Here is a 13,215-nt window from a genome sequence, read left to right on the forward strand (position 1 = left end):
AACCCGGCGCATATAGGTTTCCTACGCGGCATAAAATCCATTCTCGCTGGCGGGTTTGCGGTCGATGCATCATCTCGCGTGCATGGCAAACCCCGGAACCATATACCTCGTTGGCGCAGGGCCAGGTGACCCCGACCTGCTGACCCTGCGCGCAGCGCGTCTCATCGAGAGCGCTCAAATCATCGTCCATGACGGGCTGGTTGATCCCGCCATCCTTGCGCTGGCACGCGATGATGCGGAGCTTATCTCTGTCGCAAAGCAGCGCTCAAAGCACACGCTGCCGCAGGATCAAATCAACGCATTGCTGATCCGCGAAGCGCAGGCTGGCCGCGACGTCGTGCGCCTCAAAGGCGGTGATCCGTTGATTTTCGGTCGCGGCGGCGAAGAGGCAGAGGATGCGCGCGCAGCGGGCGTACACGTTGAAATCGTGCCGGGTATCAGTGCTGCCAATGGCGCGGCTGCAGCTGCACAGATCGCTTTGAGCCACCGCGATGCATCCAGCATCGTCAGCTTTGTTGCTGGCCAATGCAAAGGTCTTTCAGATCAGGATTGGTCAGGCCTCGCGGGGAAGGGTCGCACGCTGGTGATCTACATGGGCGTGAAGACCTCTCCTCAGATTGCCGAAAAGCTGATGGAAGACGGGCTTGCCCCTGAAATGCCCGTGGCCATCATTGAAAACGCAGCCCGACCAGAGATGCGCGTTATTCGCGGCCTGCTGGCGGGTCTGCCAGAGCTGGTTGACCTGCACGCAGTAAAGAGCCCGGCGCTGATCGTGATTGGCGAAGTAACTGCGCGTGACAATGCCTCGCTCGCGCAAATCGCTCAGGAGGCGCAACGGTGAAGATCCTCACAGGAAATGATTTGAAGTCAGGTGCAGTTGTCTGGTGGGACGGCACCAGTTGGTCGCTTTATGTCGACGACGCAGTCGATGTTGGCGAGCAGGCTGATGAGATCATGGCACGCGAGCAATCTGGCCGCCGCGTGAATTCAGCCTATGCGCTCGATGCGACCCGTGACGACAATGGTGTACGGCCTGCCCATATCAAGGACCGCGTCCGCGCGCTTGGCCCCACAGTGCGGCCGGACCTGACGCTCAAACCCAAAGACCCCGAAGCCATGGATTGGGTGATTTAGCATGTACCAGTATGACCAATATGACCAAGCCATGGTCGACACCCGCGTCGAGGAATTCCGCGACCAAACGCGTCGTCGGCTGGAAGGCAAGATCAGCGAAGAGCAATTTCGCCCGCTGCGCTTGATGAATGGCCTTTATTTGCAACTACACGCCTATATGCTGCGCGTTGCGATCCCGTATGGCACGCTCAACTCCGCGCAAATGCACGCGCTGGCAGACATCGCAGAGAAGTATGACCGCGGTTATGGGCATTTCACCACGCGTCAGAATATCCAGTACAACTGGATCAAGCTGGAGGAAGCGCCGGACCTGCTCGCTGATCTAGCCAAGGTCGAGATGCACGCCATCCAGACCAGCGGTAACTGCATTCGCAACATCAGCTCTGATCATTTCGCTGGAGCAGCGGCTGACGAATTGATCGATCCGCGCCCTTACGCAGAGCTGCTACGCCAATGGTCCAGCTTCCATCCGGAATTCAGCTTCCTCCCGCGCAAGTTCAAGATCGCTGTTATCGCGGCTGAGAAAGACCGCGCAGCGATGAAGCTGCACGATATCGGCATTCAGATCGTCAAGAATGAAGCGGGTGAGATCGGCGCGCGTTTCTATGTTGGCGGCGGTATGGGTCGCACCCCAATGATTGCGCCCTGCATTCGCGATTTTGTGCCGCTAGATCAGCTGATTACCTATGCCGAGGCATGCCTGCGCGTTTACAACCGCTATGGCCGCCGCGACAACAAGTACAAGGCGCGGATCAAGATCCTGGTCCACGAATTGGGCGCGAACGAATACACGCGTCAGGTCGAAGAAGAATTCGCGCATATGCTGGAGCAAGGCATTGAACCGCCGCTGGCTGAGCTGGAGCGGATCAAGCCTTACTTCGCGGACCCCGCGTTCGAAGCGGATCTGTCGACGGAAATCGATCGCTCGGACCCTGACTTCGCGCTTTGGGTCGATACCAACACCCATCCGCACAAGGCGCCGGGCTATGTCAGCGCAGTGATCAGCCTGAAGCCGGTAGGCGGCATTCCCGGCGATGCGTCCGTTGAGCAGATGCATTTGATGGCTGAGCTTTCCAAGGAGTACAGCTTTGACGAGAGCCGCGTCACACACACGCAGAACATTGTTCTGCCGCATGTAAAGATCACGGACTTGCACGCGCTGTGGGGCCAACTGGATGCGGCCGGTCTTGGCTCACCAAACCTTGACACAATCGAGGATATTATCGCCTGCCCCGGCCTCGACTATTGCAGCCTCGCCAATGCGCGTTCGATCCCCATTGCGCAGCAAATTTCTGATCGCTTCGCAAAAAAAGGTCGCACGCACGAATTGGGTGAGCTGAAGCTGAAGATTTCCGGATGCATCAATGCATGCGGGCACCACCATGCCGGGCATATCGGCATCCTCGGCGTCGATAAGAAGGGCGTCGAGAATTACCAGCTACTGCTGGGTGGCAGCGAAGCTGAGGATACAGCGCTCGCGAAGATCACCGGCCGCGGTTTCGACGAAGAAGGTATCGTCAATGCGGTTGAGACCGTGACCGACATCTATCTCGCTCAACGCACTGAAGGTGAACGTTTCCTCGACACCTACCGCCGGATCGGCATGGAGCCGTTCAAGGAGGCACTTTATGACTGAAGTTCTCGGAACCAGCCCAGACGACGTGCAATTTCGCTTTCGAGATGACGAAGTAGCCGATCACGCACAGGTAACTGTCGACAGCTTCCTTGAGCAGACCAATGCGGTCGCTGTACGGATTGAGCCGGGCGACGATGCGCGCGACTTGCTGCCCTTTCTAGATCGCTTGCAGCTGGTCGAAGTCAACTTTCCCGTGTTTGGCGACGGGCGCGGCTATTCCTCAGCGCGCGTGCTGCGCGAAGCCGGTTATGCAGGCGAACTGCGTGCGGTAGGTGACGTCTTAGTCGACCAGCTTGCCTATATGCGGCGGTGCGGTTTTGACGCGTTCGCCCCCGATAGTCCGCTTGATGAAGATGATGCCCAAGCTGCATTCGCGCGCTGGGAGAATGTTTATCAACACGCGGCCGACGGCCGCCGCCCGATCCCCGAGCTGCGCCATGAATAAGCCTGCGCAGAACATCCGGGCCGACGACCGCCAAATTGACCGGATCGACACTGGTCCGCGCTTTACCGAGCATGACGCGGTGCGATTGAACCGGATGTTCCGCGGCTCTTCGACTGAAGAGATGCTGGAAGCCGTGATCAAGGACCGGCTTGCGGGCGATATAGCTGCCGTATCCAGTTTCGGTGCTGAAAGTGCGGTCTTGCTCCACCTGATTGGCAGCATCGATCCAAGCGTGCCAGTGTTATTCCTTGAGACAGGTAAGCACTTTCCCGAAACGCTTGCCTATCGCGATGATCTGACAGAACGTCTGGGCCTGACCAATCTCATCAATCTGTATCCTGATGTAGAAGAGCTTCAGGCCAAAGATGAAACAGGCCTGCGCTGGTCATATGACCCGGATGGGTGCTGCGAGATCCGCAAAGTAAAGCCACTGGGAAAGGCGCTCGCGAATTATGACGCAAGCTTCACTGGGCGAAAAGCGTTCCAGTCATCGACCCGCGCCAATCTGCCACGCTTCGAGATTGACACCTCGGATGCGCAAGGCCGCTTGAAGATCAATCCGCTGATCGATTGGGATGCGAGCAAGATCGCCGCCTATTTCGTGATGCACGATCTGCCGCAGCACCCGTTGGTATCAAAGGGGTTCCCGTCGATCGGCTGCAGTCCTTGCACGCACAAGGTCGCCCCGGGTGAAGATCCGCGTTCAGGCCGCTGGAAAGGCTGGGACAAGACGGAATGCGGCATTCACACGCCGCTCACCGAAGATGGCGAGCTGCCGCCGGGCTACGAGCCGTTCTTGTGAGTTTGCGGGGCGCCAAAGGCGACGCCCCGCTTAACATTATTCGGTAGCTTCTTCGACGACGCGCTCAACAGTTGCGGTTTCGCCGCTCTCGCGATCCTTCGAAACCCACACACCGTTTTCATCGATCATTTCGTCGTTGCAGTCTTCCTCTGCACCTTCTTCATCAGAAGTTGTGCAATAGACATCAGGCGAAGGTTGAGACCACGTACCGGATTCGGTGCTGCCATCTGCCATCGTCGCCGTGTAGGTCCCATCTTCGCGGACTTCCTCCATGATGACATCGCCATTAGCGAGCGTCACACGATAAGTTGCAGGTGTTGGCAATCCGTCAGCAGCAATCGGACCTGTTTCAGCTACCTCTTCAGTCGCTTCCTCTTCTGTCGCGGTTTCTGGCTGTGCGCATGCAGCCAATGCTGCAACCGCGGCGAGAGCGATAAACTTCTTCATGAAATCCCCCTTCGTGACTCAATTGGCGGGCAATACCGCCATCGTGATTCGCGATCCCGCGCGCAGCTTATGACGAAATGGATGGGACTCCAAGCTAATGGCTAAAGCCAGCCTTCGCGGCGATACCAGTCAGCAGTCTCTTTGAAGCCTTGACGACCGGCGATCTGCGGTTGCCAAACACTATTCGGGACCTTCCGGTCCATTCGCGCCACCCAATTCGGGTGGCACATATAGCTTACGCGATCCTGCGTGATTTTGGCTTTGGAACCGCGAAACAGTTTATCGAGGCTCGCCGCCCCTTGCAAAATCGCGCGTGGCAGATGCGGCGCGACCACGCGTCTGCCAACAGATGCTCCGATGGCCTTCGCCATTTCCTTGTGGCTCCAGCCACCTTCACGTCCATCGTCCGGCTCGAACACCTTCTTGCGTACCAGCGCTGGCTGCGCGTCTACCAGATCTAGCAAAAGTCGGGCTAGATCAGCCACATGGATAATCGAAGTCGCACCACCCGGCGGCAAAGGAACAAATCCCATGCACGCAGTCCGGAATAGCTCGAACATGTCGCCGTCACGTGGTCCATAAACCGCAGGTGGGCGGACTATCGTCCAATCGAGACCACTTGTCCTGACCAGCTCTTCTGCTGCAGCCTTTGATGCACCATAGGCGGACAGTTCGGGCTTTCGAGCCGAAAGTGAGGATACAAATACAAACCGCTTCACGCCGTTCTGCTTGGCCGCAGAGATAACATTCTCCGTGCCCGCGACGTTGGCCGCCTCAAACTCCTCCAGATCGGGTGTATTGGTAAGGCCCGCGATATGGATTACCGCCCTGGTCCCAGCAACCAGATGGCCAAGTGCGTGGGCGTTGGAGAGATCGCCCATTACCCATTCAACGCGCGTATGACGATGATCTGTAGCACGGCGAACAAGCACATTGACCGGCTGATTACGGTGCATTGTCTCATCGAGCACCGCCTGCCCGACGAAGCCGGTTCCCCCTGTGATAGCGATAGGCACTTCGCCGCTCACAACAGCACCATGTGGTCACGGTGGACGACGGCGGCGCGCGGTGCATAACCCAAAGTCTTGGCCTGAAAGTCCTCGCGCATGCCGGCGATCCTGCGGCAAACCACCGAATCGTATTCGACCAGCCCCTTAGCAATAGCTTTACCGTCCGGGTCGTGCACTTCCACCAGCGATCCGCGCTCAAACGAACCGTCAACCGCTGTAACGCCTACAGCTAGAACACTTGCTCCGTCGTTGAGCAAAGCCTTTGCGCAACCGGCATCGACCGTTAGCACACCCTCTGACGTCAGGCGTCCACCCAACCAGGCCTTACGCGCGGTATCGCTGCGCTGAGGGATGAAAACGGTGCCGTGGTCCGAGCTAACGGCAGTGGCAATCGGTGCAGGCTGCGTTCCATCGATTATCGCAAGCGTGATCCCGGCACGCTCCGCAATTTGTGCAGCCTGCAATTTTGAAACCATTCCGCCTGACCCCATGCCTGAGGACGATTCTCCGCTCGCCATAGCCAGGATTTCAGGTGTGATCCCGTTCACGCGCCCAATGAACTGCGCACCAGCCTGTTTGGGGTGGCGGTCATAAAGACCATCCACATCAGACAGCAACAGCACTCCATCAGCGTCCGCCGCTTGCGCGACGCGCGCTGCCAAACGGTCATTGTCGCCAAATCGTATTTCTTCGGTTGCGACGCTGTCATTCTCGTTGATGACCGGCACCGCGCCGGTCTGTAGCAGTCGCGCAAGCGTGGCAGATGCGTTGAGATAGCGTCGCCGGTCTTCCAGGTCACTGAGTGACAGCAGCATTTGCGCGGCAGTAAGACCGAATTGATTGAACTTCTCTGCCCACAATCCTGAAAGCGCAATTTGACCCACGGACGCTGCAGCCTGGGCATCGGCGAGATTGGCGCGTCCACCGCCCGGCAGTTTCAACTTCGCTGCGCCAAGTGCGATCGCGCCAGAGCTAACCACAACAATTTCGATGCCTTGCGCGCGCAGGTTCACCAGATCCTGAACCAGTTTACCGAGCCACGCCTCGCGCGGTTCACCACCGTCAATCAGCAAAGCACTGCCAATCTTCACCACCAGGCGGCGGCAGGATGTCAGCTCACTAAGCGAAGTGAACGACATTAGATCAAATGGGCGACCATTCGCCGCCCTCCTCTTCCTCAATATCTTCGACCTCATGACCCTTGGTCTCGGTCGATGTACGTTCAGGCAGATATCCAAGCACTGCATCCATCAGCGCGTCGATACCTTCGCCCGTGGCGCCGGAGATTGGGAATACATCGTCCGCCCCCGCCGACCTGAGTTCCTTCGCGAATTCAGCCGCCAATTCAGAATCGGCGAGATCAAGTTTGTTTAGCGCAACCAGACGCGGCTTGTCCTCCAGCCCGCCTCCATAGGCTGCGAGTTCATCCTCGACCACGCGCATGGCCTCAACCGGGTCCTGCGCGCCTTGGCCGGTGATATCGATCAAATGAATTAGCACCCGACAACGTTCGATATGACCTAGGAACCGATCGCCAATGCCTGCACCTTCAGCCGCGCCTTCGATCAGGCCAGGAATATCCGCCAAGACAAACTCGCGCCCCTTATGACGCACAACACCCAATTTCGGTATCAGCGTGGTGAAGGCGTAATCGCCGACCTTCGCCTTTGCATTGGATACGGCATTGATGAAGGTCGATTTGCCAGCATTGGGCAGGCCAACAAGCCCCACGTCGGCGAGCAGCTTCAGCCGCAGCCAAACCCACATCTCTTCGCCCGGCTCACCTGGCTGATGCTGGCGCGGTGCACGGTTGGTCGCACTTTTGTAACTGGCGTTTCCCCGTCCGCCCAAGCCGCCTTCCAGAAAAACGATTTCCTGACCAATCTCCGTGAAGTCAGCGAGAATCTCTTCCTTGTCATCCGACAGAACTTGCGTGCCGACAGGCACTTCAATCACCAGGTCGGGTGCGCCCGCGCCAGTGCGATCCTTACCTTGCCCGTGCATCCCGCGTTTAGCCTTGAAATGCTGCGTGTAACGGAAATCGATCAGCGTATTGAGCCCGGCCACAGCCTTAAAAACGATGTCACCGCCCTTGCCGCCGTTTCCACCATCCGGGCCGCCATATTCGATATATTTCTCACGGCGAAAACTGACGGCCCCAGGGCCGCCAGCGCCGGATTTGAGATAGATCTTGGCTTGGTCGAGAAAATGCATGGGCGCTACCTATGCATTTCCTCGAAAAAAGCGAGCGTTTTAGAAGTCCGCCCGAATGCCGATTGCCGCGCTACGACCAGGGGAGACAAAGCTGAAGACCTGCTCATATGCTTCATCGAGCAGGTTTTCGACCCGCCCAAAGAGACGCAAGCGTTCTGTCAGCCGAACCTCGCCGTTGAAATTGATCAAGGTGTAGCTGTCCAGCCGCTCAATCAAAGGAATGAAGCTTGGGTCAGTAAAGGCAACGTCATCGGTCGCACCATTGTACCGCACAATCAGCGTGGCATTTGCCGCACCGTCAGGCGCTGTCCAGTTAAGCGCGGCAGAGGCGATATTGCCCGGCCGACGCACCTCTTCCACACCATCTTCCTTCGCATCGAGCCAGCTATAGGCTGCATCAAATGTGATCTGATCGTTCAGTTGAGCTTTCGCACTTAATTCAACGCCTTGCTGCTTGGACAGCGTGTCGCGATTGGCTGGGGTGGCGATGAAATCTGGAGCGGGAAATGTTGTGAAGATCTCGTCCTTCAAGCGGCTGTCGAAATAGGTCACAGACAAAGTGATGGCACCTTCAGCCAGAAGTTGATCAATACCGACTTCCCAGCTCTCTGACCTCTCCGGCGACAGATCCGCATTGCCGATGAAACGCCCATCGAAGAACCCGAATAGCTCGAAGAACCCCGGGTTCTTGATACCCGTGCCGTAGCTTACCCGCAGACGCGTATGTTCACTCGCATCGATGCCTGCACCAATACGAAACGTCGTTTCGTCAGCAAATCGATCATTGATGTCGTGCCGAGCGGCGGCTGAGAAATCGAAACGCTCAAACGCAAAGCGATATTCGCCCGCAATCCCGACATTCTCGATCGAACGGCGTCCGGTAAACGCAAAATCGAACGGATCGTCATTGCGAAACCGTTCGCGCTCCCAATCTGCGGCGAAGGTCAGTTGGTGTTCATTGCCGTATGAACCAAGGCCGAGAGAAGAGACATAGGATGCCTTGAGTCTATCGCCGTCGCTTCCTGACGTCCTTCCAAAGGGCCCGAAGGTGTCGCGAGCTATGTCCGCAACTTGGACGGATAGGTCGTTCATCCAATCGCCGCGCATGGTTTCCAATCGTGCGCCAACCAGCGCATAAACCGCTTCATTCTCGAACCGGGTATCCGGGCTGTCGATCACAAAGCCAAATGTCGGGCTGGTTGGATCGAAATCGGTGTCGTTGAAATCGCCTTCGGTACGAACGAAACGCCCGACAGCGCGTAAGGTAAGGTCAGGAGCAACATCGACCGAGCTATTGCCGGAAAGCGTGTAGCTGTCGCGCCCGATATCGCGTGCGCCATTGCGGGCATTTGGTTCGCCATCGCTGCTTACAACCAAGCCGGATAGTGATGCATTCCAACGATCACCGCGCGTACCGACGCGTGCTGCGCCGTTGAATGTGCTGTCCGAACCACCCTCAATCCAGGCTGAAGCGCCTTCAAACTGGCCGCTGCCGTATGCAACCACACCTCCAATCGCATCAGATCCATAGAGCGCCGATTGCGGACCGCGCAGCACTTCGATGCGGCTACCAATCTCAGCTTGAAGTGTGCCGACGTCGAACTCACCAGCGAAGGGGTCAGAGACTTCGATCCCATCAACCAGCACCATGACGTGGTTGGCTTCCGAACCGCGCAAGCGGAGCTGGGTCTGGCCCGCAACACTGGCAACCGCCATGCTCGGCACGTCGCGCAGTACATCAGCCACATCACGAACCTGACGCTGTTCAATCTGCAACGGGGTCAGGACAGTCGAGGACCCGATATAGCTCTCAGTCGTAATCTCATCGTCAGACCGTGTGGCTACAATAAGGATGTTGGCCGGAACTGGCTCTGCAAGTACAAGCTCAACCGCTTTCCCATCGACCTCTGCATCAGGAGAACCAGCGTCCTGCGCCAAAGCAGGCGCAGCTAGAGTCAACGCCGCGCCTCCTAAGGCAGAAATCAAACTTCGTATTCTCATCAATAAACTCCCGTTCCAAAGCGACGGGCCTCGCGAGCAAGGCTCGCGGGGTCCCGGAATCGTCGCTCTGAACGAAAGTCCTTCCGCGCCTGGCCAATCCCTGAGCCGGGCAAAGAGCGACGCGCTCCGGTCGGTCTCCTGGCTCACGGGTCAGTGCCTCTGCTTCCCCTTCCCAGACCACCTCGGATCCAGTGGGTGCGCCGTACCTATGGCGCGCGAAACAGATGCTCACCGCTTACAGTTGCAGGGACAGCTGCGGAATTGGGCGTCTTGCCCTCACCGCATTCCCGTTACCGGTTCGCTGGCCTTGCAGTAGATAGCAAAAGGGCGCGGTGCAAGCTCACACCACGCCCCTTTGAAGACCCAGGATGGATCAGTTACTCTGTGCGGTCTCGTTTGGCTGGGGGCCATAATTGGCCTCCATCGTCACCGGACTTCTATTTGGCCCATACTGCGCTTCCCAAGCTGCCAAATCTACACGGTATTTCTCATAGGCGGAGAAGAATTCTTCATACACCGCCTCCATGCGCGGGAGTGCTGATTCCGTGAATATGTGTAGCTGACCCGACGGGACATTGACGATTTCCTGGCCAATCTCGTGTGCAACATCACAGAACGCCGGAAGTGCAGGAGGTAACGCGAAGTAATTATATACACGCGTCATGTAGGCGTCCTGCGCATCGCGATAGCGGCGTCCGTGCTCTGCGCGATACTGCGAAGCAAGGTCCCGATTGGTTCGCGACAATTGACGACGATGCTTCTGCAGGAATGCGCGATAATTATCTGCAAGCGAAATGTGCTCATTGCTGCGACAATTTAGTGCAGCAACGTTCAGGCCAGAACGCACATTCCAAAGCTTTTGCTCATCGGAAATACCGTAATTCACAGTCTGGCGTACGCCATTTTCCGCTATTTGCGGAACGGCCATCGTGGCAAATGCGCCTGCCGGCGCGGTTGGGCGTGGTGGGATCACGATCTTGGGTGGCGGCGGCGGCGGCGCATAAACAACTGGCGGCGGCGGCGGAGCCGAAGATCCGCAAGCTGCCACGGCTGCGCTAACCACCACAACGGCAACAATTTTGAGTTTTCCAACGCCCGACTGGCTCATTTCACGCGTCCCTCTCGTTTCACTCTCTGGGAGAATACGAAGCATATCCCTAACTTCGCCTGAATCCCGAAAGTTAATCTTTGGGTAGGTCTACCGCCGAATTTGCCCAAAGAAAATGCCCGAGATGCTCAGTGCACCTCGGGCATCGGTGAATTGACTCGTTTCTGCGACCAGATGCTATTGCAGCGAATTGGTCCGAGCGATGTCGTTACTCCTGCGATCCCATAAACGAGAGCAGGAACTGGAACATGTTGATGAAGTCCAGATACAGGCTCAGTGCGCCCAGGATTACGGCCTTGCCCGCGAACTCGGTGCCGCGCAGATAAGCATATTCCTGTTTCAGGCGTTGCGTGTCGTAAGCGGTAAGACCCGCAAAGATCAGCACACCAATGAAGCTGACCGCCCACATCAGTGCCGGCGACTGTAGCCAGATGTTGAGCAGCATTGCAACAAGCAGCCCAACAACACCCATGATCAGGAAGCTGCCCCAGCCTGAGAGATCTTTTTTGGTGGTATAGCCGAACAGGCTAAGCCCGGCGAAAGCCGCAGAGGTGGCAAAGAATGTCGTCGCAATCGATTCGCCCGTAAAACGGAGGAAGATGAACGACATCGAAAGCCCCATCAGCGTCGCAAACGCCCAGAACATCAGCTGCAAAGTGCCTTTGCTAAAGCGATTGCGGCCAAAGCTCATCGCAAACACAATCGCCAATGGCGAAAGGGCAACGATCCACATCAGCGGACCTCCGACAAGGCTGTAGACCAGGCCCGAGTTAAAGGTAAGCAGCGCCACAACACCCGTCAGCAAAATGCCCGAGGTCATGTAATTATAGATCGAGAGCATGTGCTTGCGCAGGCCGGCATCAAACACTGTCCCTGAGCGCGGTACGGACGCGCCGGTAAAGGCGGCCTCCTGCTGCTCCATGCTCCGGGGTTCGTTCCAATCAGCCATGGTAGTTGTAACTCCAATAGTAAAACGGGCGCACATCTAGCGCCATCACGGTAGAATATCGTGCTTTTGCGAGTGATTTTCAAGGAAAACCGGATTGCAAAGGATGCAACAGGTTAAGCCTGCTTCCCGGCCAATCTGGACAACTCAAGACCGCGATCGGCCGTAGCACGCAGAGTCTCTAAAAGAAGCAATTTCAATGCCTTGCCTTCATCCAGCACATTCAATCCCTCACGCGTCATTCCGCCAGGACTGGCGACTCTTGCTGCCAGCTCGGCGGGGGAAAAGTCTGAATGCGCTGCGAGTGCGCCGGCACCATCGACCATCGAGGTCGCAAGCCTGACTGACATGTCGGCCGGCAGCCCGAGTTCGCATGCAGCATCCGCCAGCGCATCGATAAATCGGTAAACAAAGCCGGGTCCCGAACCTGCAAGCGCGGTGGCTAAGTCAAAAAGGCTCTCGTCGTCTAGCCATTCCGCGCTGCCCAGCATGCTCGCCAGCTCGGTCACTGCCCGACGATCAGCCTCGGCAAGCTCGCTTGCAGCGAGCACATTTGGTGATTTGCCCAGCGCCACCGCCAGATTGGGCATGAACCGCACATGGGCCTTCGCATGTGGAAACGCTGCCTCCAACTGATCAAGCGTGATGCCTGCCAAGACCGACAAAACCATCGTGCCCGGGCCAACAATATCCTGCATGTTGGGCGCGATATCGCCAAGCATGTGTGGCTTGAAACCGAGGACTACGGCGTCAAAGCCAGCTTTTGGCGGCTCAGTGGTTAGTGAAACGCCTGGCGCAGTATCCTTGGGTCGTGGATTGTACGCTGCGATATCTCCAGCATCCATCCCCGCGCGAAGCCAGCCTTCGACCATGGCAGCCGTCATCTTGCCATATCCGTAGATAAGTATTTTCATCGGCTGTCTTCTACATCAGCCGCCGGCTCGCTCAAGGCTGCGCGGAATTCAGGCTTCACCCAACGCATCAACCATCGCGCTTTCCAATGCACTGCGTGGGCTTTTGTCGCCCCATAACACGAACTGGAATGCTGGATAGAAGCGATCGCATTCATCAATCGCGGTTTCGATCAGCGCCTGCGCTTGCTGGATGCTCAGCAGCCCCTCATCGCCCAGCAACGCACCGTGACGATAAAGCAGCACGCTGCCATTCGACCAGATATCGAAATGGCCGAGCCACATCTGTTCATTGACCATGGCGAGCAATTCATATGCGTTCTGACGTTTCTCATCGGTGACACGAATATCGGGCAGGCAAATCAACTGCAGCACATTATCCTGGCTGCGCCAGATCGCCTTGATCTGGTACTTCGCCCAGCTGCCCTGCACTTCGCCAGCAACTTCTTCATCACTAATAATCTCGCATGCCCAACCGCGCGCGTCGAACAATGCGGCGAGCATCTCTACCGGAGCGGCATCATCGTTGCTGCCATAATCAACTTCGCGCGGTCTCATGCT

The 13,215-nt window shown here is 57.2% G+C and carries 14 protein-coding genes and 1 riboswitch; of the genes, 5 read left to right on the top strand and 9 right to left on the bottom strand.

What is annotated here, in order from left to right:
* Window positions 1–82 precede the first annotated feature (82 nt).
* From cobA to A6F69_RS10930, 5 genes are read left to right on the top strand one after another with little or no spacing between them, the layout of a single operon-like run.
* Window positions 83–841, top strand: a complete 759-nt coding sequence (cobA, locus tag A6F69_RS10910) for a uroporphyrinogen-III C-methyltransferase (RefSeq protein ID WP_067601135.1) — start codon at window positions 83–85, stop codon at window positions 839–841.
* Window positions 838–1,134, top strand: a complete 297-nt coding sequence (locus A6F69_RS10915; RefSeq protein WP_067601138.1) for a DUF2849 domain-containing protein — start codon at window positions 838–840, stop codon at window positions 1,132–1,134. Before cobA ends, A6F69_RS10915 begins: the two co-directional genes overlap by 4 nt.
* A 1-nt stretch (window position 1,135) precedes the next feature.
* Window positions 1,136–2,770, top strand: coding sequence for a nitrite/sulfite reductase (locus A6F69_RS10920; protein ID WP_067601141.1), 1,635 nt, complete (start codon window positions 1,136–1,138; stop codon window positions 2,768–2,770).
* Window positions 2,763–3,215, top strand: a complete 453-nt coding sequence (locus A6F69_RS10925) for a DUF934 domain-containing protein (RefSeq protein WP_067601154.1) — start codon at window positions 2,763–2,765, stop codon at window positions 3,213–3,215. The genes A6F69_RS10920 and A6F69_RS10925 overlap by 8 nt, the downstream gene beginning before the upstream one ends.
* On the top strand, window positions 3,208–4,017 hold the full coding sequence (locus A6F69_RS10930) for a phosphoadenylyl-sulfate reductase (protein WP_067601157.1): 810 nt from the start codon (window positions 3,208–3,210) through the stop codon (window positions 4,015–4,017). The genes A6F69_RS10925 and A6F69_RS10930 overlap by 8 nt, the downstream gene beginning before the upstream one ends.
* A gap of 36 nt (window positions 4,018–4,053) precedes the next feature.
* On the opposite strand, the gene A6F69_RS10935 is transcribed toward A6F69_RS10930, so the two are convergent.
* The 9 genes from A6F69_RS10935 to A6F69_RS10975 form a co-directional block, all read right to left on the bottom strand.
* Complete coding sequence (locus tag A6F69_RS10935) at window positions 4,054–4,464, bottom strand: hypothetical protein (protein WP_067601160.1); 411 nt, start codon at window positions 4,462–4,464, stop codon at window positions 4,054–4,056.
* Window positions 4,465–4,565: 101 nt separating this feature from the next.
* Window positions 4,566–5,480: an NAD-dependent epimerase/dehydratase family protein gene (locus A6F69_RS10940; RefSeq protein ID WP_067602989.1), complete on the bottom strand. Its 915-nt coding sequence runs from the start codon at window positions 5,478–5,480 to the stop codon at window positions 4,566–4,568.
* An 8-nt stretch (window positions 5,481–5,488) separates the two neighbouring features.
* The gene (proB, locus tag A6F69_RS10945; RefSeq protein WP_067601162.1) at window positions 5,489–6,613 is read right to left on the bottom strand and encodes a glutamate 5-kinase; all 1,125 of its coding nucleotides are present in this window, start codon (window positions 6,611–6,613) and stop codon (window positions 5,489–5,491) included.
* A gap of 4 nt (window positions 6,614–6,617) precedes the next feature.
* Complete coding sequence (cgtA, locus tag A6F69_RS10950; RefSeq protein WP_067601165.1) at window positions 6,618–7,688, bottom strand: Obg family GTPase CgtA; 1,071 nt, start codon at window positions 7,686–7,688, stop codon at window positions 6,618–6,620.
* 39 nt (window positions 7,689–7,727) lie between these two features.
* Entirely contained in the window at window positions 7,728–9,647 is a 1,920-nt protein-coding gene (locus A6F69_RS10955; RefSeq protein ID WP_245638237.1) for a TonB-dependent receptor plug domain-containing protein, read from the bottom strand.
* Between the two features lie 153 nt (window positions 9,648–9,800).
* Window positions 9,801–10,002, bottom strand: a riboswitch (cobalamin riboswitch).
* A gap of 60 nt (window positions 10,003–10,062) precedes the next feature.
* Entirely contained in the window at window positions 10,063–10,842 is a 780-nt protein-coding gene (locus A6F69_RS10960; protein ID WP_144573591.1) for a hypothetical protein, read from the bottom strand.
* Window positions 10,843–11,005: 163 nt separating this feature from the next.
* A complete protein-coding gene (locus A6F69_RS10965) occupies window positions 11,006–11,746 on the bottom strand; it encodes a Bax inhibitor-1/YccA family protein (protein ID WP_067601174.1) in 741 nt (246 codons plus the stop codon).
* A gap of 113 nt (window positions 11,747–11,859) precedes the next feature.
* Window positions 11,860–12,657: a pyrroline-5-carboxylate reductase family protein gene (locus A6F69_RS10970; RefSeq protein ID WP_067601177.1), complete on the bottom strand. Its 798-nt coding sequence runs from the start codon at window positions 12,655–12,657 to the stop codon at window positions 11,860–11,862.
* Between the two features lie 48 nt (window positions 12,658–12,705).
* A complete protein-coding gene (locus tag A6F69_RS10975) occupies window positions 12,706–13,212 on the bottom strand; it encodes a type III secretion system chaperone family protein (RefSeq protein WP_067601180.1) in 507 nt (168 codons plus the stop codon).
* Between the last annotated feature and the right edge of the window lie 3 nt (window positions 13,213–13,215).

The organism is Altererythrobacter ishigakiensis (assembly GCF_001663155.1).
In the GTDB taxonomy this organism is placed as follows: Bacteria; Pseudomonadota; Alphaproteobacteria; order Sphingomonadales; family Sphingomonadaceae; genus Erythrobacter; species Erythrobacter ishigakiensis.

Excerpts from the sequence above, each read along its gene's own strand:
- cobA (WP_067601135.1), top strand. The coding sequence starts at position 83 with ATGGCAAACCCCGGAACCATATACCTCGTTGGCGCAGGGCCAGGTGAC.
- A6F69_RS10920 (WP_067601141.1), top strand. The coding sequence starts at position 1,136 with ATGTACCAGTATGACCAATATGACCAAGCCATGGTCGACACCCGCGTC.
- A6F69_RS10925 (WP_067601154.1), top strand. The coding sequence starts at position 2,763 with ATGACTGAAGTTCTCGGAACCAGCCCAGACGACGTGCAATTTCGCTTT.
- A6F69_RS10930 (WP_067601157.1), top strand. The coding sequence starts at position 3,208 with ATGAATAAGCCTGCGCAGAACATCCGGGCCGACGACCGCCAAATTGAC.
- A6F69_RS10935 (WP_067601160.1), bottom strand. The coding sequence starts at position 4,464 with ATGAAGAAGTTTATCGCTCTCGCCGCGGTTGCAGCATTGGCTGCATGC.
- proB (WP_067601162.1), bottom strand. The coding sequence starts at position 6,613 with ATGTCGTTCACTTCGCTTAGTGAGCTGACATCCTGCCGCCGCCTGGTG.
- cgtA (WP_067601165.1), bottom strand. The coding sequence starts at position 7,688 with ATGCATTTTCTCGACCAAGCCAAGATCTATCTCAAATCCGGCGCTGGC.
- A6F69_RS10960 (WP_144573591.1), bottom strand. The coding sequence starts at position 10,842 with ATGCTTCGTATTCTCCCAGAGAGTGAAACGAGAGGGACGCGTGAAATG.
- A6F69_RS10965 (WP_067601174.1), bottom strand. The coding sequence starts at position 11,746 with ATGGCTGATTGGAACGAACCCCGGAGCATGGAGCAGCAGGAGGCCGCC.
- A6F69_RS10970 (WP_067601177.1), bottom strand. The coding sequence starts at position 12,657 with ATGAAAATACTTATCTACGGATATGGCAAGATGACGGCTGCCATGGTC.
- A6F69_RS10975 (WP_067601180.1), bottom strand. The coding sequence starts at position 13,212 with ATGAGACCGCGCGAAGTTGATTATGGCAGCAACGATGATGCCGCTCCG.